The sequence below is a fragment of the Thermoanaerobaculia bacterium genome, from assembly GCA_035593605.1.
GTDB lineage: Bacteria > Acidobacteriota > Thermoanaerobaculia > UBA2201 > DAOSWS01 > DAOSWS01.
Genome location: DAOSWS010000006.1, coordinates 39970 through 65316 on the forward strand (window position 1 = coordinate 39970; position 25347 = coordinate 65316).

Annotated in this window: 14 protein-coding genes; all 14 read right to left on the bottom strand. The window is 54.5% G+C overall.

Features of this window, described 5'->3' with window-relative positions; translation table 11 throughout:
- Positions 1 to 41: 41 nt before the first annotated feature.
- Entirely contained in the window at positions 42 to 8483 is an 8442-nt protein-coding gene (locus PLD04_04080) for a CxxxxCH/CxxCH domain-containing protein (GenBank protein HXK67497.1), read from the bottom strand.
- Positions 8480 to 9523 carry a cytochrome c3 family protein gene (locus PLD04_04085; GenBank protein HXK67498.1) on the bottom strand — a complete coding sequence of 348 codons (1044 nt, stop codon included), beginning with the start codon at positions 9521 to 9523 and terminating at the stop codon, positions 8480 to 8482. Before PLD04_04085 ends, PLD04_04080 begins: the two co-directional genes overlap by 4 nt.
- Positions 9520 to 12585: a 6-bladed beta-propeller gene (locus PLD04_04090; GenBank protein ID HXK67499.1), complete on the bottom strand. Its 3066-nt coding sequence runs from the start codon at positions 12583 to 12585 to the stop codon at positions 9520 to 9522. The genes PLD04_04085 and PLD04_04090 overlap by 4 nt, the downstream gene beginning before the upstream one ends.
- 109 nt (positions 12586 to 12694) lie before the next feature.
- On the bottom strand, positions 12695 to 13720 hold the full coding sequence (locus tag PLD04_04095; protein HXK67500.1) for a cytochrome c3 family protein: 1026 nt from the start codon (positions 13718 to 13720) through the stop codon (positions 12695 to 12697).
- On the bottom strand, positions 13705 to 14340 hold the full coding sequence (locus tag PLD04_04100) for a cytochrome c3 family protein (GenBank protein ID HXK67501.1): 636 nt from the start codon (positions 14338 to 14340) through the stop codon (positions 13705 to 13707). Before PLD04_04100 ends, PLD04_04095 begins: the two co-directional genes overlap by 16 nt.
- Entirely contained in the window at positions 14328 to 15233 is a 906-nt protein-coding gene (locus PLD04_04105) for a hypothetical protein (protein HXK67502.1), read from the bottom strand. Before PLD04_04105 ends, PLD04_04100 begins: the two co-directional genes overlap by 13 nt.
- Positions 15226 to 16896 (bottom strand): hypothetical protein, encoded by a 1671-nt coding sequence (locus tag PLD04_04110; GenBank protein ID HXK67503.1) that lies wholly within the window; start codon positions 16894 to 16896, stop codon positions 15226 to 15228. Before PLD04_04110 ends, PLD04_04105 begins: the two co-directional genes overlap by 8 nt.
- Before the next feature lie 66 nt (positions 16897 to 16962).
- Positions 16963 to 17589 carry a cytochrome c3 family protein gene (locus PLD04_04115; protein HXK67504.1) on the bottom strand — a complete coding sequence of 209 codons (627 nt, stop codon included), beginning with the start codon at positions 17587 to 17589 and terminating at the stop codon, positions 16963 to 16965.
- 440 nt (positions 17590 to 18029) lie between these two features.
- Positions 18030 to 18911, bottom strand: a complete 882-nt coding sequence (locus PLD04_04120) for a hypothetical protein (protein ID HXK67505.1) — start codon at positions 18909 to 18911, stop codon at positions 18030 to 18032.
- A 163-nt stretch (positions 18912 to 19074) separates the two neighbouring features.
- Positions 19075 to 20736, bottom strand: coding sequence for a cytochrome c3 family protein (locus PLD04_04125; GenBank protein ID HXK67506.1), 1662 nt, complete (start codon positions 20734 to 20736; stop codon positions 19075 to 19077).
- A gap of 16 nt (positions 20737 to 20752) precedes the next feature.
- Positions 20753 to 21088 carry a hypothetical protein gene (locus tag PLD04_04130; protein HXK67507.1) on the bottom strand — a complete coding sequence of 112 codons (336 nt, stop codon included), beginning with the start codon at positions 21086 to 21088 and terminating at the stop codon, positions 20753 to 20755.
- A 41-nt stretch (positions 21089 to 21129) separates the two neighbouring features.
- Positions 21130 to 22467: a sigma-54 dependent transcriptional regulator gene (locus tag PLD04_04135; GenBank protein ID HXK67508.1), complete on the bottom strand. Its 1338-nt coding sequence runs from the start codon at positions 22465 to 22467 to the stop codon at positions 21130 to 21132.
- Complete coding sequence (locus PLD04_04140) at positions 22448 to 23887, bottom strand: ATP-binding protein (GenBank protein HXK67509.1); 1440 nt, start codon at positions 23885 to 23887, stop codon at positions 22448 to 22450. Before PLD04_04140 ends, PLD04_04135 begins: the two co-directional genes overlap by 20 nt.
- A 4-nt stretch (positions 23888 to 23891) precedes the next feature.
- Positions 23892 to 25343, bottom strand: coding sequence for a radical SAM protein (locus PLD04_04145; protein HXK67510.1), 1452 nt, complete (start codon positions 25341 to 25343; stop codon positions 23892 to 23894).
- Positions 25344 to 25347: the final 4 nt, after the last annotated feature.

The following is a 25347-nucleotide window of genomic DNA, read 5'->3' on the forward strand; positions in this document are numbered from 1 at the left end:
GAAGGTTCAATCCGTCCACAGAGTCGCAGGAAATTTCCCGCTTAATAGTCCAGAGGCCTTGCCCGGTTGTCGTTCACCCCGGATCTGCCTGCAAGATGGTTCGTGCAGGCGCCCCAGTTGTCGGCTGCGTTGATTGTGTAGCAGCCGCCGGCACTGGCTACCTCCCAGTCTCCCTCACTGGAATACTTGTTGCCCTTATTCTCGTTGGGGGTATACCAGCGCATCGAACCACCCGTTCCCATGAACCGGTACATCTTCGTCGCCGTGCCAGTTTTATAGGTGTTGTAGGAACCGTTGGTTCCGTGGATCATCCCGAAACTGAGTCCTCCATGACATCCAAGACAGGTGATCTGCGTATTGTTGCCACCATCGTCTCCCAGAAAGGCGATGTCGCCCTGGTCGATGTTGTCGCATCGGGAACCGGCTTCGTTATGGGCGGTAACACGGCTGTTTCCTGTATCGGTGTTGCCCGTCCCATAGACCGCAGGATTGTGACACTTGGAGCAGATGTCAGTGGAGGTGTCCGTACCCACGTTTGCGAATGCCGTGTCGTTGCCGCTGGAATCAGAGAGCATGTAGAAGGTGTTGCGTGATCCATGGGCGTTGGACTCGTTCAGGTGGCAGTCGGAGCAGTGGAGGCCGACGGCAAAACCGGAGCTGGCTGTACCCGCGTTGAGGGTCACGTTTTCCCGGGTCGTGTACCCGGTCCACGAAGCTGTGGGCCAGTGGGTCGAGTTGTTGGTGTTCCTGTCCCCGGCGGCTGTTTCATACCGAAGCTTGAACTGGTTAAGGTTGTGATGGCTGGCCCAGGCTCGTCCTGTGAGGTTCTGGTAGTTGAAGGCTCCACGAACGTCCTTGACACCGGAGCCGTCCCTGGCTGTCGTCAATGTAGCGCCTTCGTTGGCATTCTGCTGAGTGTCACTGGAGTTGAAGGGCGTCATCCGCCGGGAGGCCCCTCCGGTATCAAATCCAGAGTCTGAGTCATTCACAGCGATATCCCAGGCGCCTCCCCTTCCAGATGTGGCCGATGAGGTGTCGGAGTCGTGACATCCAAGACAGAAGGAATCCATGTCGTCCCGGTTGGTTGAGGTAATCGTGGCGGTTCCCAGCCTCTTCCCGGGCCAGGCGGCCGCGACAGAACTGTTGTCATCCACATCTCTGAGATCCACGACCTCGTTTTCGTGGAGGCCGGTCAATACAATGTTGGTATCGGTGGATGAAACGCCCCCTTCCGAATGGCAGACAATGCAATCGAGGTCCGTGACGATTTCATTATTGGATCCATCGCTGACGTGGCGGCTCGAACGGATAAAGTCGTCACCCGGATCTCCCAACGCGGCGGCACCCACGATCTGCTCTCGAGGTACACTATCGGCCGTGGTGTCGGTCTCCGAACCGTGGCAACCTTTACATCCGCCCGAAGCCTTGAAAGCGAGGTTTCCCACCGTTCCCGGGCTGGCGTCGTGCTTGTGGCAGGCTGAGGTGCATCGGGAACCCGGGTTGTGTAAAGGATCATACAGGTTGGAACGGAAGTGAGAGGCGGAATCGTGGCAGACCTGGCAGAGTCCGTCAAAGGACGTATCGATGACGTAGTCTCCCCACTCCCAGCTGCTGGTTCCCGCAACCGTTGAGTTGAAGTGGGGGCTCGAAGCCGCGTAGGTCGTCGGGATGCCCCAGCCGCTACTCCCGGAGTGATCCTCGACGGGGCGTTCCTGGATCATATAGGCCAGAAGCTTATCGGTCGCATGGTTCCAGTTCTGATCTCCATGGGGGTCGTGGCAGTCCCAGCAGAAAGTTCCACCGTCATCCCCTGTGCCACCGCCTTCCGGATGGTCAGTCCCGGCGTGGTAGTCGTCAATCTTCTTCGTCGCGTTGATGTTTCCAATCCCTTCCGGGTTGTAGCCCGTGCTTCCCCCCTTGTGACAGACAAGGCAGACCCCAATCTTTCCATCTCCGCCCGTTGTGTTCACGAGGCGGAAGGGGTTGGAAGCATTTCCATGGGCGATCGTTTCGGTACTGTTGGAATGACAGTACTTGCAGGCGTTGTTATTTGCCCCGAAATTGGGGGCACTGTTTCCGGACTGGCCGGTTCCCGAAAATCCAGTCGAATTTCCATGACCGTACGCAGTCCAGTCATTCCCATCAATGATTGCCGTGGGTGCCGTTCCAAAGACATAGTCATCCACATCGTCATCAACTCCAGCTCCTCCAGATACGACGTGGCAGTCCCAGCAGCCGCTTCCCGTACTACCCCATGTCAGGTTCCCGTGACAGGCGTTGGATGTGCAGGTCGTGGGTGTACTGGAGGCGGTAAACGAGGCTCCGGCTCCGGCGGCCACGTTGTAGACACCGTTGACGTGGAGTCCCTTGTTGATAATGGCGGGCGTTCCATCCACCACGGTGTTGTGGCAGGTTTGGCAGCTGTAGGACGTATGTTTGTCGTGGCTGTTGGCCTTGGGGGAACCATTGCCGTAGGCCGGAGGGGCCCCGTGACAGCTGGCGCAGGTTCGGGATGCAGTCCAGGCGATGGAGGCCAAGTGGGTGTACGGAGCCACAAGATCGGTCCCGTTGGAGTGGCAATATGTGTTGGTACACGTGTCTGTAGCCGGGGCGTAGGCACCGCCCGAATTGTTGACCCCGCTGGAATCGAAGGCCACGTCCCCGTCGGCATTTCCGTCCACGTGGTTGGCAAAGTTCGAAACCGTGGTGGAATTGCTCACCGTGTTGGTGTGGCACCGCTGGCATCCAAGGTTGTAGCCATCGGTCTCCGTGTGCATGAAGTGAGCCGCGGATAGGTTGGTGGAAGAGGCGCCGGCCTGATCGTGACACGAAGCACAGGTATCCCCAGCTGTCCAGGCAATGGAGGGGCCGGACGTATAGGGTGCGGACGTATCCTTGCCGTCGGAGTGGCAGTAGGTGTTGAAACAGGCTTCTGTCCCTGTATTGTACGTCCCGCCGGAGTTGTTCGGGCCCGAGTTGTCAAAGACAACGTCTCCATCGGCATTTCCGTCCACGTGGTTGGCGGCATTGGAGATCGTCGTGGAGTTACTTACGGTATTGGTGTGGCACCGCTGGCAGCCCAATGCGTAGGTGTCCGTCTCGGTATGCTTCTGGTGTGCACCGGAAAGGTTGGTCGCGGCAGGATCGGCATCATCGTGGCAGGAGGCACAGGTGGCGCTCGCCGTCCATGCGATGGAGGGACCGGAGATGTACGGCGCAGCTGTATCCTTCCCGTCGGAGTGGCAGTAGGTATTGGAGCAGGTTTCCGTTCCGGTGTTATACGTTCCGCCGGAGTTGTTCGGGCCTGTATTGTCAAAGACGACGTCTCCATCGGCATTTCCGTCCACGTGGTTGGCAATAGTGGAAATGGTCGTCGAGTCACTGACCGTATTGATATGGCATCGCTGGCAGCCGATGTTGTAAAAGTCGGTTTCCGTGTGGGTGAAGTGGGCTGCGGAAAGCGACGTCGTGGAGGCTCCCGCCTGATCGTGACAACCGTTGCATCCGAGAGCCGCGCCGTCCCAGTCAGGTGTGGTGAGAGGTGCCCCGAAGGGACCTGTCGTCTGACCGCTGGAGTGGCAATACAGATTCGCACACTGATGGGTCCCGCTGTCCCAGGAGCCTCCCGTCTGGTCGATCCCGGCCGCGGGAACGGCAGAAGCGAAGTTCACATCCTTCGCGTTGTTGACATGGGCCGCAAAGCTGGCGATCGTCCGGTTGTCGGCCCCGATCGTCGTATCGTGGCAGTCGTTACAGTTGTACCCGTAGGTTCCGACATGGATCTCATGGTAGAGGGAGCCGTCCCTGGAAGCCGCGGCATTGCCGATCAGAGAAGCGCTGGCGGAGTCATTTCCATGGCATCCGGTGCAGTCCGCCGGGAAGGTGGGATCTCCCCATGTCGGTGTCCACGTGTTGATGGTTCCCGTAACCGGGTTTCCATTGGAGTGGCAATAGAGGTTCGCGCAGGTTCCAAAGGTCCCAAAGGTGGTGGTGGAGCCGGTGTTACTTCCGCTGTAGGTCGATCCGGCGGCAATCCTGGCATCCCCTTCGTCGTTGAGGTCCCAGTTCAGGGCTCCGTTGACATGGACGGTCAGATCGATCAGGGAACCGCCGCTGGCCGTGCCCCGGTGGCAGGTGACACAGTCGAAGTTGTACGCCGTCGAGATTACGTGGGGATTGTGCGATCCGGTCGTGGGCGGATCCGCGTTGGTGGCCTTGTGGCAGGTTCCACAGGTCGTCGACGAGGTCCCCCAGTTCAATGCCGGGTTTAACCCTCCGGTGAAGTTGCCGTGACAGTAAACATTCGTGCAGGCATTCTTGGACCAGTAGAAGGTGTACCCGGCTCCGGGGTCGTCCGTGAAAGAACCGGGCTCATCCACCGTGTAGCTCATTCCCGTCGTGTCCGGGATGGTGGCTTCACCCGCAATATCCACGGAACGCGGATCAGTCGGATCACTCACGTGGGTCCCGTTGTGGCATTTCACACAGGCGAATCCGTATTCCGCCGCCGTGGTTTCCGGTGTCGGATCAGTATAGGATTCCAGGGCCGTGGAGGAAAGGACGTGGGCCGCATGGCTGTCCCCCTCGGCTGGGCTGGGTGGACGGCCATGGCAGCCGTCGCATCCCGCACCGGCAAACCCATCTTCATGAGTATGACAGTTTACACAGCGGGTTCCTGCATTGTGAGTGTGGTTGTCGGCTCCGGAGGTGTCGTTCCGATGGTAGCTGGTCCTCGTGTGGCACGTTTCGCAGATTCCATCGGTATAGTTCGTGGGATCGCTGATCCGGTTCCCCAGGTATCCGCCATCGGGATTGGTTGCCGCGTCATCCCGGAGGATGATCGGACTGTGGGTTCCGCTGTTGGGTGTAGGGATCGATTCACGGACGAGATAGATATTTGTGGTTCCGTGAGGTGTATGGCATCGCAGGCAGTCCAGGGCCCAGGATCCGTATTTGGTGCTTGTATGCTGGCTGGAATGGGTCGCGAGGTTGTGACAGTCGGCGCAGAGCTGGGATCCATGAGTTCGGCGGAGCAGGGTTCCCGCACCCGCAGGCACAACGCCGGAATTGAGGATGTTCACTCCCTGGCTCACGGTGGAAACATTCCCTGTGGCATCGGTCGCCCGGACGGTGATCGTGTGCGGACCATTGATATATCCCGTAGTATCAAGGGAAAACTCCCAGATCCCGCAGTTGGTCCCGCAGGCGTAGAAGCCGTTGAGGGCAGCGGCACTGTATCCGCCTCCGTCCACGGTCCATTCCACCGTGGGGCTGGCGTCGCCGGCATCCCAGACCTGGATCTTGACCTGGTCCGCGCCTCCAAGAACCGCATCGGCGGTGGGAGAAACAAAGAGAACGGTCGGGGGATCCTGGTCCGCGCCGCAGGCCGGAGTCGTGTAGGGACCCCAAACTTCCGGGTTCGTTCCGGTCACACCGTCTGGATCACTGGTGGTAAACCGCACGTAGTAGGTCGTTGAAGGGCTTACCGGAATAATGCACTGGCGGGGGGATGCTCCGGACAGTGCGCCACAGGCGGTCGTCCAGGGTCCCACCGCGGCCGGGCCGGTTTCAACCAGGGTTGAACCATCTCCATCGGCATCTCCCGTGTAGGATGTGGAGGCCGTGAGTTGACGGCAGGCATCGATCGTGACCGCATTGGCCGTAATTGTCGTGTCGTTGGCTCCGCAGGGTACCGTATGGACAGGCCCGATAATCTGAGGATTGGTCCCGTTGACCCCATCCGTATCATCGAAGGTGATCCTGTAACAATAATCGGTGTCCCCGGTCAGGCCACCCGAAATGCAGGTCCGGGGCGACGCCCCTGTGATTCCGGCACAGACGTCAATCCAGGTACCGCCGGAATTGCAGACCGAAGCTTCCTTCCGCGCAACGGTAGTTGTGGAGTTTCCGTTGACGTCATCGGTAAAGGGTGAAGAGACTGTAATCTGCGTACAGGAATTCACGACGGCTGAAGGAAGACCGGGAGTTACGGCCGGGTCGCCTGGAATATGTGGGCCCGTGCCCAGACCGGCGGAATAGTTCCCGCACGTGTCCTTTGCAAATATTTTGTAGTAGTAGCTCTGTCCGTTGGTGAGGGGCGTATCGGTGACTGTCGTCCCGTTGTTCACGTAGACGATCGTGGACGATCCGATCGCTGTGCCTTCCAGGCCCGAATAGTCGGTCCCCTCAGCGGGGCTGTCCCCCACAGCCGCACCCTGCCGGCGGAGGATGATGACCTCGTTGAAATCTCCGCCGGGGTTGGTCCAGTTGAGGGTGATCTGCGTGTTTCCGGGAGTGATCGTGCCCCACGTCGGGTTGTTGGGGGACTGGTTGTCGATGGTGACCGTGGCACTGGTCGAATCGTTGTAGCTCTTCGTGTTGGTGCTGGTCACCGCAGTCACCGTTCCCGTCACGGCGTAGGTTGTCCCTGGAACGGCCGGCATGGCCGCGTGGCTTTGAGGCGTAATACGTACTTTGTATTGAACCACGGAAGTCGTCACATTGATCGACAATCCAAGGGTGATCAGCTGGGGATCCGAGGGAGTGGCCTGGGACCCGTAGACGGTCACCCCGTCATCGCTGGTGATCTCCACAAGCCCGATCCCGGCTTCGGTTCCATTGGCAAAATCTACCGTGACCTCGGTTACCGTGTCGGTCCCGGTGTCGGTGCTAAGTGTAAAGGCATCCAGTTCGGCATTTCCGTCCCCGGGACACCGGCTGGTACTTCCAGGATCGGTCCCATCTCCCACCGTAGTTATTGCGATCGGGCACGCAGGGGTCGTAACGGGGCCGATGACCTGCTGGGCCGTACCACTAACCCCATCGGGATCCTGATAGGTCAGGCGGTAATAATAGTCGGTCGATTCGGAGACCGTTGTGTCCACGCATTCCCGGGGTGTTGACCCCGTGACGTTGGAGCAGACGGGTGTCCATGGGCCTAAAGCGGCGGGCCCCTGTTCGAAATCGGTGTCACCGTCGAAGTTGGCGTCCTGGGTGAAAGGCGCTGACACGGTAATCTGGGTGCAGGAATCGGCGATGCCGGAGGGCGTCCCCGCTCCCGTGCAAGAGGTCAGATTAATCCCGGACACGGTCTGAACCGCGGTCCCGGAACCAATTCCGTCCCCGTCCTCGTAGGTGACCTCAACATCGTAGGCCGTTCCGCAGGTCAGATTTGCAATCGTGATCTGGTAGGGAGTGGCGCTGTGCCCGACCGGTGTCAGGCCGATCCAGCCGCCCGCCGGGGAAACCCGGTACCGGTAGGACAGGGTGTTGTTTCCATTATTGTCAAACGTATAGGGGGCTGTAACCAGGATAGAGGGTGTAACTCCCGTCGTTGGAGCGGCCGTGACAGTCCCCGCCCCCGTGCAGTTCGCGCCGACATGGATGGAGGATAGGGTCTGCGGGTTTGTCCCGCCTACCACGGAGTCAAGATAGGTAACTTCGACATCGTAGGTCTCCCCGTGCGTGAGACCGGAGATCGGGAAGGAATAGGGAGAGGCGCTGTGAGACACAGCCGTGGGTCCAACCCAGGCTCCTGCGGGAGAAACCCGATAGCGGTAAGAGAGGGTGTTGTTTTCATCGCAATCCCCTGTGTAGGGAGCGGTCACATCAATGGCTGTACAGCCGGAAGAAACCGCGGTCACGGCACCGGCCGACGTATCCGCAGACTGAACGGTGATCGTGTAGAACGATCCGGGCGCTCCCGCGGGATCGAGCGTGGTGGCGGACCCGTCCGTGACTGAGATATAGTAGGTTGTCGTGGCGGAAATTCCATTGATTGTGCAAGAAATGGACGCGGGAGGTGTGACTCCGGTTGCACTGTTGCAAGGAGTAAACCCGGAACCGCTGTTGGTATAGATCGTCCAATCAAGGGGATCGCCATCCGCATCGTTAATCGTGGCACTGATCGTGACATTTCTTCCCGAGCAGGTAGTGATGTTCAGACCGGGGGGTAGTGTTCCGTCGGACGCCTGAGTGCTGTTGATAGTCGGTGCCGCATTACAGGCGACTGCTGTGCGCGTCGCTGTCGTAAAGGGCAAGACGGCGTTGTCGGAACCTGTGAGGGTTGTGACCGTAAGATTGAAGGTCTTTCCGGCAGCGGAGGCATTCAGAAAAAGAATGTAGGTCCAGTTTGATCCCCCCTTGGTGTTGTTCGCTGACGGAATAACAATATTGGTCAGGGAAGGTGGGTTGGTCACGCTTCCCTCCAGCGTACCCCCGTACAACAACTGTATTTCGGCAACATCGGCGGCGACGACCGTACCTCCCACCGTCACCGTGGTACTGGTAACATTGTTTCCACCTTGAAAGGGCAAGGTGGTGATCGTCACCATCGTAACCTGAGCTGGAATCGTACAAAGATCCGCATTTGTTGAATTGTCCGTAGCGGAAATCAAACGATGGACGCCGGCAAAAGATAATGAAGTCACGCTTAGGAGGAGAAGGAAGAGAAAAAACTGCAGACGTAATGTTCTCCCAATCATGGCCCGTCCTCCGTCAGAGTGTTGCCGTCGGCGTAGTGGACGCCGTGGCAGGTGTAGCACTGGACAAGTCCCCCGCTGTCCAGGAGAAGGTTATTACTCGTATTCGAATCGGCTCCGCCTCCTCCCTGCGCGGCTCCGTTGCCGTCCTGGGGAACGGCTCGATCGTATCCATTACCATTTGCATTCAGTGCTATCCCGACAGGATGGCTTTTCACCGATCCATCATAGGTATGAGATTCTCCATGGGTCATGGCCCAGTTTGTGTGACAGTCCCTGCAGAACTTTACTCCCGTTGTGTTGTCTCCCGAATCCAGGGCGGCCCGGAGATAAGGCCAGGAAGCGGAAAACTGCCACCGTTCACCGGCCGTGTAATTTCCAGCAGCAAAGGTGACAGTCACTCCGAAGTCCAGAGCAACATCCGTTCCCGCCGTCAGCGTGGCCGGCGCCGTTGGAAACCATGTAGTGCCCCGGTCCTTGCTGTATCGGAATGTGGCGGTAGCCTGGGTTCCCGCCCCGATGATCTCCACGAGGTACCAGACACCGCCGGACCCCGAGTAACTTCCTCCCGAGCTGAGAGTCCCCGTGCTTCCCAGGGCTGTGACCTGGTCGGGAGAGCTGATCGATGCCTTGCTTCCCAGGGTCGAGTCCCCGGCATCGTGCTGGTCATGGCAGGTAGAACAGGTCACGTTCCCCTCCATGATGCGCAGGGCCATGGCTGAATTGGTCGGCAATACTGTGTCAAACGAGGCATTCACGGCCGGAACCCCAAAGGCGTGGTGAAACCCGGAGGTTCCCGGTATCGCCATGTCCGTCGTATTCACCGGCATGTTTCCCGCGAGTCCCGCGTTGTTGTGGCACGACTGGCAGAGGTTGACATTGCTGGCGGCCTGCGTCAGTGCGGACCCGAGGCTGGTGTGGCCGGTATGGCACTGGGAGGTGCAGTCAATCGTCGTGGTGGAGGAACTCCAGTGGGGCGGATCAACGGCCCAGAGTGTAGCCGCCATCAGGATCGCACTGATAAGGATTCCACTGCGCTTCATTGCGTTGCCCTCCTCCCGCCTGTGTCCAGGGGAATCACTTCATACCACTCTTCCCCTGAAATGAGGACACTTCCCGGATCGACGGCTTCCCCTGTAAACGGATCAACCGTTACGAGAAGGTTGGTAAACGCCGATGTATCGGGAGTCCAGAATCCAAGGACATCCCTGTAAACTTCATACCTGTCGATGGCCGGGATTGAAGTCACCGGCGTCCAGGTCAGGATCACATCGTCTCCCACCTTGGTGACCTTCAGATCGGTGATCGGTGTGGGACCGTTGTTCGAAACAGGTTTGGCTGAAACCACCGCGGAGGGTTCTCCTTCCGTTCCGATTGCATCGACATAGACAGCGCGGTAGTAGTAGGTCTGGTCATTCAACAACCCCATGTCACGGACTAGAGCCTTAGAAGGGTTGTACGTTCCAATTTCGACAAAGGGACCCGAGACGGAGAGGCTTCGGAAGATGCGGATTTCCGTTCCCGGGTCAAGTCCAGTATCGGGGGACCAGGAGAGGTCTACGACGGTGTTGTACGGCACTGCCATCATCTGGGGAACGGGCTCTCCCGTAAGCCCGAGGGCGCGGATCCCCCATCCATCGGTGCCTGCGTGGAGGAAGGTGAGGCGGTTCACAGAAGATGGATTCAGTTCATCTGCCGGAATTGTCAGGGAAATCGTGAAGGACCATTCATTCGCAACCTGGGAGGAAACCGTGTGGAGAGAGGTGCCGTTGACTTCCAGCTCCACCTCCCCGTCTGCGGTGACATCGTACACCTGGAAATAGAGTGTCGTGTCCTGATCCGCCGGACCAAGCTCGTAGTATACCGAGTAGGGCCTTGTTGTGTCCCCTCCGGTCAGGTTGCCGTATTCTCCGGAAGAGGGAACAGGCAGAGGGGGGGTCATGAAGGCTGTATAGGGACACCAGGCACTGAATTCAAATCCATCAAAGGCCCGGGCCCGCCAGAAAACCTCCTGGCTGAGAGCGAGACCCCCGGCAGGAACCTGCCAGGCCGTCGTTCCGGAACCTTCCGAAACAGCGGGGGAGAGAGATACGGTCTGGAAACCCTCTCCATCGTGGAGAACAACTTCAAAGGTATAGGTAAGCGGATCACCGTCACCATCGATTGCATTCTGAACCGAAAGAACCGGAACCAGGCTGTCCGTTTCACTCCCTTCCGCCGGACTCATGGGAAGAGGAGTCTCCGGCGGGTGGTTCACGGCACCGTTATCGATCTGGAAGGTCTGATACCCGCACCAGGTGGAATAAGAGAAAGAATCCCAGGCCCGGGCACGCCAGACATAGCTTCCCGCCTTGGATACCCACGTCGAAGCATTGACCGAAGTGGCCGGCTGTCCTTCCGGGACCTGCCAGGCTTGAAGGAGATTAAGCGCCCCATTCTTAACTTCGTAGAGTTCAAATTCGTAAAGAAGGGACTGGTAATCGATATCGTAGCTGTTGGCCACGCTGAGGAGAACTGTCGATCCCCTCGGGATCAGGGCTCCATCGGCCGGGCTTACGGGTACAGGCTCCGTGGGAGGTGTGTTTCCGGGAGGATGGATCGCCCCGGGCATCGTAAACATCTGCAGTGACCCCGTATTAAGAGATGCAACGACAACCCGGCCCAGGGTCTCGGAGATTCCAATTCCGGTGGGTGTTTTGAACTGTCCCAGGCTATCTCCATACTGTCCGATAACCTCTCGAGGTGTGCCGTCGGGCTGAAAGATCTGCATTCGGCTCTGAAAACTGTCGGTGACAAAGATGGCATCATTTCCATCCGCCGCCACATCTTCCACCTGAATAAATTCACCCAGCCCGCCCCCGAGATCACCGATGGATGCGGCGTATGTTCCCGTAGCGTCAAAGATGTGGACCTTTCCATGGCCCCGATCCCCGACCAGGATCCGGCCCATGGAGTCCACAGCCAGGCCGGTGGCGCCCTTGAACTGGCCCGTTCCGTCCCCTATGGAACCAAAGGTGGTCAGGACCGATCCTGTACTGTCGAACACCACTACCTTCCCGGCACGTCCATAAAGAACGACATGGTGCTGAAGGACCGGGTCTACAGCCACATCCGTTGCGACGATCAGACCGCCCGGAGGCAGAAGCGAGCGAATCAAAGCTCCATTCCGATCAAGAATTCGAGCACCCGAAGTCGATGCGATAAGAAGATGGCCGTCCCAGTCGAAGTCAACGGACGTAATCCCGGGAACCAGGATCCGACGGGCCAGGGTGGAGGAAGTCGTCTGGATTACGGCGATCCCGCCATTCCGGGGATCCGCGACAAAGGCGTACCCGGAATCATCCAGGGCGACACGAAGAGGCGTGACCAGGCCCGGTTTCAGGGTCTGCTCCGCCTGGAGACTGATCACAGGCAAAAGGACGCTCCGCTCGGAAAAGGCCCCCGAGTCATCGGTAACCCGGCAGGTTATGGTAACGATCCCGGGGAAGTCGGGAGCGGAAAAGACCACCGAGGAACCGGAACCCTGGATTGTCCCTCTATCGGTGAACCAGGTGTAGGTGACAGGATCTCCGTCCGGATCGGATGCGGAGCAGGTAAGGGCAGAGGTCTGATTGATAAGGATCGTTGCAGGGGATGCGGTCAGGGATGTGATCTCCGGGGGGAGGTTGGGGTCTGAGGTGACGAGGATCGTCCGGCTGTCCGACATGGTCTGCCGGTTTCCACACATCCAGGTGCCGGAGTCAGAGAGGGAGATCGTAAGGGTGTACACGCCTTCCACAAGAGGAGCTTCCCAGAGAGCCGAAGCCGTGTAGGGCGACCCCGTGACACCGTTATCAAAGGAAAGATAATTTCCTCCATCTGCAGACCATAGTGTCAGATCCGCCCGGATCGTCTGCCCGCAGCCGGTCGTGCATACATCGGGGCAATCGGGATCGTGGGCGTTCACGGTCAGATCCACCGTTCCTCCGGGAAGGACCGAGGGCACGGAGAGGAGAAATTCATCCACGACGGGGGCCTGCTGGGCGAAAAGCCCCACCCCAAGGGTGAGAAACCCCACGACGAGGAAGAAAAGACGGAATAATTTCGGAGTCCGAATTGAAGACACCATATCCTTTCAAAAATATGCAATATTCATGCCATCGTCGAATTTCAACTTGTGTAAGGGGAAAAAAACCGCAATGTCAATTCGGGGTGTAAAAATAGGTTACAATTTTTCAGCGTGTCCGGTTCGGTTGCCCCTCAAGGGGTTTCATACCTTCCGGAGAGGAAAAACGATTCATCTTTTCGATCCTGCGGCGCATGTTGGTCCGCCCGGCATCGGGTCCGTAAACCCAGCCGTTATGGTCCACACCGTGACAGGTCAGATAACAGATTCCGGCCCGATCTCCGGTCTGCTGGTAACTCTTCCGTCCCGATCCATCGGGAAAGATCCGGTCGTTCCTGGTCCCGTCTTCGATAGTCAGCAACCAGGGCAGTGTCCGGCTTGCATGGGTGTCGTGGCAGGTAAAGCAGGTGGTTTCCTCCAGCACGACATGCTCAGAATGGTAGGGGAAACTCTCGTTGTTTAAGATGCTTTCCCTTTTGTGGCAGGCGTAGCAGAGCAGATAGGCATCCTCCGACTCCTCAAAGCCGTCCTGGATCTGGTAATTTGCAATCGTAATGGCGGGATAGTTGGAAGCATGGACTCCTCGCGGCAGCCCGGCGTCATCCGCGTTGTGGCAGTCAGAACAGTTAATCCAGTACTCTTCCGTCATCGGCTCGATAAGCGACGGCACCTTTCCTGATGACTGAAGAGAGGCTACCGGATGGGAGGATGAGGGAAATTGATAGACTGTCACATTGCTATGACAGGACTGGCAAAGCTCATATTCGAAGCTCTCCTGTTCCTTTGTGTTTGGCTTTGGAGAGGATCCGGGGTTATAGGCGGGCAGATGGATTCCGTGACCTGTATGACATGCGATACATCCAATATCCTCCGGGTGTTTATAAGGCAGGTTACCCAGCCGGCTTAAGTCCGTCGGATTAGAATGGGAGGCCAGCAAACCCCTATTAATCATTTCAGAAAACATAACCGGACCACCATGACACCGATAACAGAAATCGGGATCCTCGCTGGGAAGAAGTTTCTCACCTGAAACACCATGTCCCACATGACAGGATTCACACATCTTCACAATCTGCGACCAGTCCTGATGCCCGGAAACCGAGAGTGCCAGGAGAAAGATCAGGGAGTATGACATACGAGGCAGGCCTCCGAAAAAGTGGATTTGCGCCAGAAGTGGATTCCACTGGATCCATAGTTGAGATCTGAATGGGGGTCATGACAGCTGGTACATTGAAACCGCATGTTGCCATCCAGTGCGACACCATCCGAATCGGCCGTCATATCACTTAGGTTATTCAATGATTTATAGCGGCTGTTATTCGAAGCCACCACCCCGTTGTCCACAACCATGCTGACCGGATGGCTGCCCGAAAGATCTGTACCAATAAATCCTCCGGAACTGAAGGGCATGGGGCCTACATCAAGATTCTGGTTAATTAAGCCACCCAGAGCAATCGTCCCATCATGACAGGAAAGGCATAATTTTGAAGAGCCATTGGGTTGGTCCATAGTGCTGTCCAGAGTGTCGCTGGTGTAAATCTCGTATTGCGCCGTTGAAAGCTGATGACCCCAGAGAGCTTCAACCGGATCGGCCGTATGAGGAATATGGCAGAATTTACATACTTCGATTTCCGTGCTTGATTTTATCTGACCCGGGCCTGATCGTGAAAGGTTGTGTAAAGAATGAATGACCGAATCATCACCCAATACAGCCAGGGGCAGGCTCAAAAACATGACAATGATCAGTTCGCGCATGAAACCCCCAACTTCAAAACCCTGCCGGAAAAAGAATCTGCCAACCAGAGAGTCTTATCAATGTAATTGATATATGAGGGGTGGTGCAATACACCTTCCCCCCCGTACACGAACAGCAATTTACCCATTCTATCAAACACTTGAATCCAATTCATATGCACATCACTAACAAACAGACGTTCATTTGTCCTGTCCAGGGCCAAACCGCGCATAAAGGCAAAATAGCCATGCTTGTTTCCAGATTCCCCGAAAACCCGAATCCGCTTCCCCTCCCAGGACCAAACCTCTATCTGATGGTCCATGGCATCTGCAATGTAGATCTCATCTCCGCCTGCTACTACATCGGTTGGGAAATTGAGTCCCTCTGAGATTAACGAACAAATTTTCTCGCTTTGAAAGGTATAGATTGCGTGTGCGCCGGTATCGGCAATAAGTAGAGTTTCTCTGTCCGCAGAATAGAAGAGACCGGTGGGGCGGACAAATACATGTACGATCTCTTTCCATCTTTTGCTTTTAAGGTTGTAGGACCAAACTCTTTTTTCTGAAGAATCAGACACAAACAACTCATCCTTTCCAAAAACCAGATCTACGGGAGATCCAAAGCCCTCAGGAGGAGATAGCGAGACAGGATGTTTCTTATCTCCAGCAAGCCACACCTTCCCGGCGGCCATATCGGCAACCGCAATCATATTATTGGCAGATGCGACGGAAGAGGGTTGATGAAATGACCGGCGGGGTTTATCTACTCCAAAGAAGATTTTCTTCCATAAACCTTGACTTTTCTTTATCAACTCATCCGGGGAGGTGTAGACCCCCTGATCTGTAAAGCGACAGGTATCAGCAATAATAGGCAGGACGAGGATAAGGAGCAGGGCTAAGAAGAGTCTATTCATTTCCAAAATTTCTTATAAGTGTGACAGCAAACACATTATATTCTCGCGTATCGAATTCCGAGATATCCCTCCGCCTCTCATATCGTGAATTGAACATAAATTTGCCGTAGGTATAACCGAGAACAACACGCATATCTTCTTCTGTGGAGAGAGCGCCTTCAAACATTCTTTCGCGTTCTACCCAGTCTGCTGTTATGACCAGAAAGGAGTTCAACCTTGCCGTGAGGGTATACTTCCATGTTTCATGCCTCATGTTTCTGAACAGCGACTCTTCCTGAAAGTCCTGATAGCCAGCGCTCAGCTTTATTCTGGAATATTGAAATAGTAATTGAGAAGTAATAACATCCGTGGCCACGCTGGTCTGAAACATCTGGTCATACTTCTCATACTTTCCCCACCAATTAAGCTTGGAACCTGGCTTCCTCAGCTTGAGCCGATACTGCGAACGTAAACGGTAGATATCAGATTTTTCCAGAAACCGATAATCCCTTTCAGCATAAATGTCATCTTCAGCATAGGGTGTGAGGTTCGTCTCAAATCCCGAATACTCCAGGGTTATTTCCGCTTCGGACTTTTTGTGAATCCTAGATATATGGGCCATTCCATAAAGATCCAGGGACGGTTCATCATAATAATGGCTCCGTTTGCCGTGGTACTCCCCCCCGGCCTGCAAGTTGAAGGTTGTATACCCCAGTTTTTGCAGGTAGATCGCCCTTACACCCATGGAGGGGTATTGACTGGAAATGCTTTCCGTAGAGAGACTTGTGTAATCTAACGAAAACTCGACTGAAAATGGACTTGTCAGCCGATGCCGACTCTTCGTCTGCAGGCTGACACCCCTGTTGCCGGACTCTGTTGACATTACCGTTAAATCCGCGTAGGTATTCCATCTCTCAGAAAATTGTTGTGTCCAGACCAGGTCGGCTCGCAGCAATTGATCACTGTTTTCAAAACCTTGATCGCTATCCAAGAAAGAAGTTTCCTGTAGGGTCAAACTTGCCTGGATGGTTCCATCACTTTCCAGATAGGTCTGAGAATATGCATGTATATTTTGATAAGTATACGCTGTGTTGAAAAATGCTCTTTCATCTTTTCTGCGTTTTGCATCAAGATTGAGGGCTGTGCTTCCCCATCGCCAGCTCTTTTTGAGCTCTCCGTTTTGAAAACTCTTCTCATTCTGTGGTGAATTATCTGGACGAATATCCCTGTTTTCAAACGAAAGAAACCAGCCTCTGTATCGGCCCCGCATACCCAGATAGGTCGCTTTATGAGAATAATCGGTACCATGGTCCGTATCTACCTGGTAGGTATCATTTCCAAACATCAATTCAAGCTTGTCTCTATTGTATGGGAAAAAAGTCAGGTGAAGTCCGTACCCGATTGTCTCGCGGGTATAAGCGTACTCATCAATTTTATCATCAGAATTGTCCACATTAAAGAGAAGCATATACTTTAAAATACGGGGACTCCAGAGGTGGCTGGTGAACCTGATATTTGCAAAGATATGCATTTCCTCTGCAATCGTGACAGACTCGCCACCCTGTATGCGTTCCCGTTCCTGGTATTCTCCTCCCAGCTGAAGGTTAAACTGGTAGTATGAATTTGCCCAGACAAACGCTGGAAGAAACACAAGGATAATTACAGGTAATTTTCTCAAAACCATATCAAGTAGTCAAAAAAGGGGCACCCTACCATCAGGTGCCCCTTGATGGATCATTAATAGCGTAACTTACTTAATGTGGCACTCAGTGCAGAGAGCGCTGACATCCATCGTCACCCGGAGGAAGCCATAACCGTCCACGCTGTTGTCATGTGGGTCGTGGCAGGAAGCACACTGCACTTCACCCCCACGGAGCACGCCGTTACCGGGAGCGGCAACCAGGCCGGCATCCAGAGCATTGTTGTAGACAAAGTTGATTGGATGGTCATCAGTGAGATCGATCCCAAGATTGGCTGTTCCAGTGATAACGCCACCAACAACCAGGCCTCCATCGTTCATTGCAACAGGATCTTCATCGTTCGGATCATTGTAGAGCGATCCAACAGCAACCGTTCCATCGTGACAGGACATGCAGAGGAGAGACGTGTTGTTGGTTCCACCGATTTCGGCAGGAGCGTGATCCAAAGTTGTGGAATCATAAACCCCGAATGGGCTGGTGGATGTTTCTTCCTGGTTCCAGAGCGGATCGGTCTGAATGGTGTCCTGGTGAGGTGTATGGCAAAAGACACAGACCTGCGTTGTTGTGGTAGCCGTAGCTCCCGGACCGGCAACACTTAGATCGTGCGGGGTAGTGGCAACAGCGCCCATCATCGTGACTGCCATTGCGAGGAAGAGAAGAAAGAAAACTTTGCGCATTATGAACCCTCCTAAATTTTATAAATCAACCCTATTGTAACTTTTCAGTCCATCTTTGTGTATTGCAAAGCAGATGCCAACCATTCAGGTCCCTCCCATTCTGTCTCCTGCTGCAGAAAATCTTCAGAGTCATCTGTCCTGATTCAGTTTATATCCGTCAGATTAGGTCCAAACTCTTATCCATGATGACGCGATGAAACCCCATATCGCCTGTTAGAACAATTTTCAGCTGGTGCAACCATCCAGTCCGGTTCTCAACCAGGGTGAAATCCCCCGGCTTTACGGGGGATTTCACCCACTTTCGAACAGGTTTTCCGAATTACCCGTACTTTCTGGACGAAAGGGAGGGCGTGAACCAGAAAGGAGGTTTTCATCCAGGGAGATACTCCTCCTGGTTTTAAATTCTGGTTTTCCTATCCGTCCCGTGACCCGATAGCCCCTTACCGCTCCGTTTCAAGCTGGTCATAGGTTTCTGTCAGAAACTCCAGCCTCTGCATTCTTGAATTGCCAAAATCAGCGACATAAATCATGTCCTGTCCGTCAATATGAATCCCGATCGGCATCTTGAAAGCCCCGCTTCCTTTCCCTGGTCCTCCAAGAACCAGGAGGAGTTCAAGGTCTCGACTAAACATCTGGATGTTCTGAAAGGCTCCGTCCACCACATAAATGATTCCCCGCCTGTCCACTGTAATTCCCTTCGGGCGCGTAAATTGCCCTGGATTATTCCCAAGGGTCCCGAAGGAACCCACCGCATTAAAGTCAGCATCAAAGATCTGCACGCGCCAGTTGGCGGTATCCACGACATAAAGGTTTCCGTTTTGATCCACATCACAGAAGGTCGGAAAATTAAATTGTCCTTCTTCTGATCCCCTCTCGCCGATCGTATCCTGCAGTTCACCTTCCAGAGTGTAAACTCTGACCTGGTGCTGCTTCGAATCCACTACGAACAACCGGGATCGGACCTTATCCACGGCGACACCCACCGGATTGAGAAATCCGCTGAGAGCATATAGAAAATTCCCCTGTGCGTCGAACTTTGCCACCCGCTGTTGTTTATGGTCGGCCACATAGATGTTGTCCTGCCTGTCCACATCGATTCCCATGGGCCAATCCAGCTTTCCCTTGCCCTCTCTGCCGTAAATCTCAAACTTGTGTTCCCGCAGGTCATAGACATGGATACCGGGGTTTTTCGAATCGCTGATGAGGATGCGTCCCCGGGAGTCCGTGGCAATATCAACCGGGCGAAGGAGCCGGATGGCAAGCTCGTCCGGATCTATCCCCAGAAGAACATCTTTAATGCTCCGGCGCGTTCTCGCCTCCACATCCCTGTTGGAACGATAAATATCCAAAAACCTCACCCTGGCTGGCTGTGGAGGTATCGGCCAGACAATCTCACGAACGTCTGAAGATCTCGAAGGATTATGCGCAGAGGTTGAACAACCCGATCCAAGGACCAGAATCAAAACAGCGAAAGCGGCACAACCTTTATTTTGAATGACACATTGCACAAAGCTCATTATAGGACTCCTTGTTTGCTGCATACAAACGACCTGAACTTCCTCCATGTGGATTATGGCAGCTCAGACATCCCAGACTCTTTATTTCCTTTGGCATTTTCACCTTGTTCACATCAAAGACCTCTCCGGATACAGGGTGTTTTAGAATCGGATGACCCATCCTTTTCTGAGGATCAAGAGAGATGCGTTTAACATCATTGTTCTGAACAGAAAGGATATCATCAACCTTCGCCTCTTTATCATGGCATTGTAGGCAGAGACCATTACCGGCCACCTTCAGGAGAGTCTCTCCATTTCCCCCGTGGGGTTCATGGCAGGCCTGGCATCCTACTGACTCGATCACGCCGTGATAGACGGTGTATTCCATCGAGTGGCAGGCGCCGCAGACCTCCACCTGGGGTCCTTTGAATAGATGAGCTTCCCGGGACACGTGGGGCGTATGGCAGTTCGTGCAGCCCATCTCCATGACGGGATGAGCCACCTTAGCCTTCGAAGCTTTTTCCGCTACGTCGTCATGGCACATGGCGCAGAGGTCGGGATCCTCTTCCATGAGCTTCGTGCCTTCTGTATGACAGTTGTCACAATCTTCAAATACGGGATGGACCGATGTAGTCTGAAGGAGTTTCCCGTCCTTACTTCCATGGGGATTGTGGCATCCGGTGCAGTCCAGACTCTCCATCTTCGCCCCCCGGTGCTTGCCCTTCAGGTCGTCCAGGTCGTGACAGCTTCCGCACAGGCTCGCGATTGAATCTTCCGGCATCATGTCCTCCAAAAGAAGATGGGGCCTGCCTGTTGCGTGAACGCCGTGACAGGAGAAACAGTCTTCCTTTGCGGGGCTGTGTGCCTTTGCCTCGACAAGAACCTTGATCTCCTTGTGGCATTCAAAGCAAAGATTGGATCCTTTTTCATCCAGCAATTTCGGATAGGGAGACTGATGGGGATCGTGGCACTTCGTGCATGTTCCCTCTTTCACCGGGCCATGAATACTTGTTCCATTGAATTTATCTGGTAAATCACCATGGCACGCGTAACAGAGGTCCGGTTCTTTTACAATCAGTCGTGCCTTTTTAGTTCGGGTAGCCCGGTGACACGCTTCACAGGAACTCTCTGCGAAAGGGGGGTGCTGCACCTTTCCTGTCAACATATGGGGACGGTTGTTACCGTGAGGGTCGTGACAGAGGATGCAGTTCGTTGCGTGAACCGGCTGTCCTTTGTGAATCCTGGTTTTCAGCTCGTCCCGGTCATGGCACTCCATGCATAGGTCCGGGAGTGTCGCTTTCATAAGGTGATCGGTTTCACTGGCGTGGGGAACATGGCAGTTCAGGCAGTCCTCCACCGCACCATGCATCGAAGATCGCTCAAAGACATCTTCCATTTCGGCGTGACACATCGTGCACAGGTCATTCCCTTCCATCATCAGGGATACGACGGTTTTTCCCTCTTTTTTCGACATCTCGTGGCAGTTGGTGCATCCCTCTTCCACAATCGGATGTACCTTGCCTTTCAGGAGTTCCTCGTGGCAAAGTTCACATTTTGCCGTGGATGGATCCACAACCGAGGGGTGGGGCATTTCCCCCGCCCACGCAAACACCGCTGGTATGCAGAAAGTAAATACAATAAACAACTTCACGAGGACCTCCCCGTAGTTACGGCTGAAGATGAGCACGTAAAGAGGATATCACGGACTCTAGGGGAAACCCCTTGGGAAGATGGCAGCATCGATCGAATTCCAGAGGAGAACGTTCGGAATCGACAAGAAAGATCTGACCGGAATCCGAAACATCCTGCAGGAACATCTCCACCTCAAAGGGTTTGAAACTGTCGAGAAAGTAGTAATCATAGGAAAACCGCTGGAGGCGAATTTTCGCTTCCAGCAGGGTGTAGACTTGTTCCAGCCCACAGGAATGCTCCTCCAGGAGCCGCTGAAGGGCCCAGGAAAAGGCGGGATCCCGACTGATAAGTAAGGCTCGTTTGAGGGACATCACCCATGAGAGAATGCAAAATAAATGCCAGTTCCCAGCTTTTATAGGTTGTGCTTTTTTATTTTGTAACGAAGGGTGTCCCGGGTTACCTCGAGCAATGCGGCCGCCTGGGTTACATTGCCGTCGGTCTTCGCCAGGGCTCGCTCAATCAGTAAGCGTTCCGCCTCTTCCAGAGGCAGGGTACCCGCAGGGAACACGTCTTCCCTCGATACCTTCACTTCTCTTCCCGGCATCGGCAGGTGGTGGATATCAATCGTATCTCCGGACTGGAGGATCATGATCCGCTCGATAACATTTCGTAGTTCCCTGACGTTTCCCGGCCAGCTGTATTCTTTCAGAGCGGCCATAGCTTCATCTGTGAACCCGAGGACGTGTTTATTGAATTTCATGTTGTAACTGTTGATAAAATGGTTTGCAAGCAGCTCCACATCTTTCGGCCGCTCCCGAAGAGGAGGAATGGTGATGGGAAAGACGTTCAGCCGGTAATAGAGATCTTCCCGGAACTGTTTTTCTTTCACCATATCCTCGAGATTCCGATTGGTTGCGGTGATGACCCGGACGTCCACATGGATATCCCGGTTTCCCCCGATACGTTTAAAGGTCCAGTCTTCCAGGACCCGCAGCATCTTTGTCTGCATGGCGGGGGCCATTTCTCCAATTTCATCCATGAAGATGGTTCCTCGATCTGCCAGTTCCAGGATTCCCTTCTTCTGGGTCCGGGCATCGGTGAACGCTCCCTTTTCATGGCCGAAAAGCTCACTTTCCAGGAGTGTTTCGGGAAGGGCGGCACAATTGATGATCATGAAGGGCTCGGACCGCCGGGAGGAATGTTCATGGATATAGTGAGCGACCCGGTCCTTTCCGCACCCGCTCTCTCCCAGAAGAAGGATGGTCTGGGCGCCGCTTTCCGCAACGGTGTGGGCAAGCCGGACCACTTCCAGCATTTCTGAGGAGGCGGCAAGGATCTGACTCTGTTCTTTCACCTCGCTTTTGGAAAGACGCCAGATTTCCCGCTTGAGCTCAATTACATCATGGACACGCTGGATGTGCTGGATCAGATCCTCCATATCCAGAGGCTTTTCCAGGTAGTCATACGCACCCAGCTTCAGGGCGGAGACAGCATCCTTTATCCGTCCCTGTGCCGTGATGATGAGAAACATCATGTCGGGAAAGGCATTCTTTGCCCATTTCAGCAAATCGATGCCAGTACCGTCCGGAAGATTGACATCGAGAAGAACGATATCGGGCTCCTCGTTGACAACCATTTCCTTCCCCTCCGCCAGGGTGCCTGCTTCGCAGGTGGAGTATCCGGCTTTCTGAAGGGTCTTGGCCAGGGACCAGCGGAGAAGTTTTTCGTCGTCAACGATCAGAATCTTCATAACGTCCTTTCCTGGGCAGACGAACCGTAATCTGTGTTCCCCGGCCGGGAGATGAATCGATATGGATCGTTCCCTCCATATCGGAAATCAGCCGTTTCACGATTGGAAGTCCCAGTCCTGTTCCTCCAATTTTTGTGGTATAGAAGGGCTGGAATATTTTAGCCAGAGTGTCCTCATCCATTCCGGAACCCGTATCCGATATCAGGAAAAGGATATCATCAGCATCTGAACGTACTTCCAGCGTGATCTCTCCCCCGGAGGATATAGCCTGCAGGGCATTTTGCAGAAGGTTGAGGAAGATCTGTTTCAGATAGTCAATGTCCGCCGTGATCGACCCGGGATCATCGGAAATCTTCAGGGTGAAGGTAATTGATTTCTTTGCACACTGGGGAGAAAAGATCGCCCTGATGTCGGAAATGACCGCTTCAATTTCAAAGCTCTGGGAGTGGAGCACTCTGGGCCTGGCATAGTTCAGAAGCTGGTTGATGATCCCGGCAATTCTCCGCGTCTCATCGACAATCTGTCCCATCACTTCAAAGTAGGGGGACTCCTCTCCAACTTCTGAACGAATGACTTCCAGGGCCGAGGAAATTCCGGCCAGAGGATTTTTTACCTCGTGGGCCAGTCCGGCAGCGATTTCTCCGACGGTAGCCAACTGTTCGGCCCGGACCATCCCCTCTCGATGGCTGGATTCCAGCTCTTTCCGGGCTTTCCGGAGAGAGTCTACCATCTCGTTGAACTGATGGGCCATTGTTCCAATCTCATCCTTGCGGCGCAGATCAATCCGGGTATCCAGCTGGCCCCTTTCCACATTTCGAAAGGCCTTCATGACCTGATGAACCGGCTGCGTTACGAAGTGGTCCAGAAAAAGATAAACCAGAAGAAAGACTACGGTAATGGTGAAGAAGATAAAGAGAAAGGTGTGGAGCCGGGCCGTCTTCAACATGGAATCCGACTGGGCCATCGAATAGACACCCTGGATGGCTCCCAGAAACTTCTCTTCCGTTCCATGGCAGGTCTGGCAGGTGGATCGGTTTTGAAGCCAGAGGGTAAGATCCATGACTGTTCCATCCGGTGTCTTTCGGATCACGGCGCGGTTGTCACTGGCCGGCGAATGATCAGGATTTCCTCCGGCGGTTGCCAGGACTTCTCCTTTACTGTCATAGAGGGAAAGGTTTCGAAAGGAGTATGATTTCAAAAGTTTATCCAGCGTGTAAACGATCAGGTGGGGATCTCCCCGCGTGATCATCTGGTGAATGGCGATCTCATCCTGGACTTTCTCCATCAGCGACTCTGCAAAGAGGCGTTGACCCTCCCAGACCGACTCTTCGTAAAAGTGCAGGTACCGGCTCATCAGGAGAGGAATCGCCAGAAGATGGAGAAAGAGGATCGGAACAATCACCTTGATTCGCCAGGACATGGAATCAGGAGACCCAGGTTTTCATCATTTTTTCGATCCGGGCCCGCCATACGGGGAATCGCTTCAATTTGTCAATAATGAAGGAGCTCTTCATTATGAGCTGCATCGATCGGATCATATACTGCCGCTTGAATTCGTCCTTTTCCTTCATGACCGCGCCGAATTTTCTTGCATAGAACTTCCGGTAGCAATCCACGAGTGCCAGATCCACTTCATCCAGCGTCATGGCATCCGGTTTAAGGATGGGGTCGATAAGGTTGTATTTCCGGTAATCGGTCACGGCAATCAAATCTTTGACATCGTTGTAAAGGTCGGCGTACGGCCATGGAGTAATCGTAAGAAAGTGGGCGAAATCGGGGTCGTAATAGTGAGCCAGCTCCAGCGTGGCTTCAATGGTTTCAGCCGTTTCATCGGGAAACCCGAGGACAAAGGAAGTTTCCGAAATAAAGCCGTGTTCCCGGAGAAGCCGTAGAGCCTCCCTTCCCATTTCCACGTTGATATCCTTCTTGATGTAGTCAAGGGTTTCCTGCCGGGTCGCCTCGACCCCCACATAGACATGGACAATGCCCGCTTCCCGGTACAGTGAAAGGATGTCGGCATCCCGGACAATATCGTCCACGCGGGTTTCCATGAGGAGATAGAGATCCCGGTGATTCAGGGATCGAATCCTCTCAAGCAGGTCGATCCACCGGTCCCGGTCCGATGTGGGATATTCGTCTCCGATGAGAACGACGTTTACGCGGTAACGGGAGTAAAGCATCTCCAGTTCTTTCACAACGTTTTGGGGATCTCTGGGTCTCCAGGTCTGCTTCCAGAATTTCTGCTGAGAACAAAAGATACAGTTGTGGGAACAGCCCCTGGAGGTGGATATGGCCCCCAGTCGAGTACCGGGAATTGCAAAATATTTGTACGGCTCCCAATCAAGCAGATCGTACCGGGCTTTGTAGGTTTCAAGATCTTCAAGAAAGGATCGGGGGGTAGTTTTTACGATATTTCCATCCGATCGAAAAACCAGACCGGGCACGCTGGATGGGTCGGTTTCCGCCTCAAGCGAGGAAAGGAGCTCATGGAGGGTCATTTCCCCTTCTCCCGCCACGATAAAATCGACTGCATCGGAGGTCTGGAAAATTTCTTCCGGGCAGAAAGAGGGGTGAACTCCTCCAAGAATTACACGCGTACCGGGGGACACCCGTTTCGCTGCCGCGGCGACCTCCAGCGTGTCGGGTAGTGTGGCCGTAATAGAAGAGAGACCCAGATAGTCAGGCTTCATGTCTTTCAGGACCAGTTCAATGTCTTCGTGGGTAACCATCGTGGACATCGCATCATAGATGACCGGCTCCACGCCCGCCCGGTCGGCAGCATCGGCAAGGGTGCAGAACTGGAGAGGGATCCAGCGCCCGGCCACCTCCACAACACCGCAGTGGTAGGGGGTCGAAACAAAGAGAATCCTTGACATAACG

Coding starts and splice junctions, on each gene's coding strand:
- PLD04_04095 (HXK67500.1), bottom strand. CDS start 13,720: ATGTCATACTCCCTGATCTTTCTCCTGGCACTCTCGGTTTCCGGGCAT.
- PLD04_04100 (HXK67501.1), bottom strand. CDS start 14,340: ATGCGCGAACTGATCATTGTCATGTTTTTGAGCCTGCCCCTGGCTGTA.
- PLD04_04105 (HXK67502.1), bottom strand. CDS start 15,233: ATGAATAGACTCTTCTTAGCCCTGCTCCTTATCCTCGTCCTGCCTATT.
- PLD04_04145 (HXK67510.1), bottom strand. CDS start 25,343: ATGTCAAGGATTCTCTTTGTTTCGACCCCCTACCACTGCGGTGTTGTG.
- PLD04_04140 (HXK67509.1), bottom strand. CDS start 23,887: ATGTCCTGGCGAATCAAGGTGATTGTTCCGATCCTCTTTCTCCATCTT.
- PLD04_04130 (HXK67507.1), bottom strand. CDS start 21,088: ATGTCCCTCAAACGAGCCTTACTTATCAGTCGGGATCCCGCCTTTTCC.
- PLD04_04115 (HXK67504.1), bottom strand. CDS start 17,589: ATGCGCAAAGTTTTCTTTCTTCTCTTCCTCGCAATGGCAGTCACGATG.
- PLD04_04110 (HXK67503.1), bottom strand. CDS start 16,896: ATGGTTTTGAGAAAATTACCTGTAATTATCCTTGTGTTTCTTCCAGCG.
- PLD04_04135 (HXK67508.1), bottom strand. CDS start 22,467: ATGAAGATTCTGATCGTTGACGACGAAAAACTTCTCCGCTGGTCCCTG.
- PLD04_04085 (HXK67498.1), bottom strand. CDS start 9,523: ATGAAGCGCAGTGGAATCCTTATCAGTGCGATCCTGATGGCGGCTACA.
- PLD04_04080 (HXK67497.1), bottom strand. CDS start 8,483: ATGATTGGGAGAACATTACGTCTGCAGTTTTTTCTCTTCCTTCTCCTC.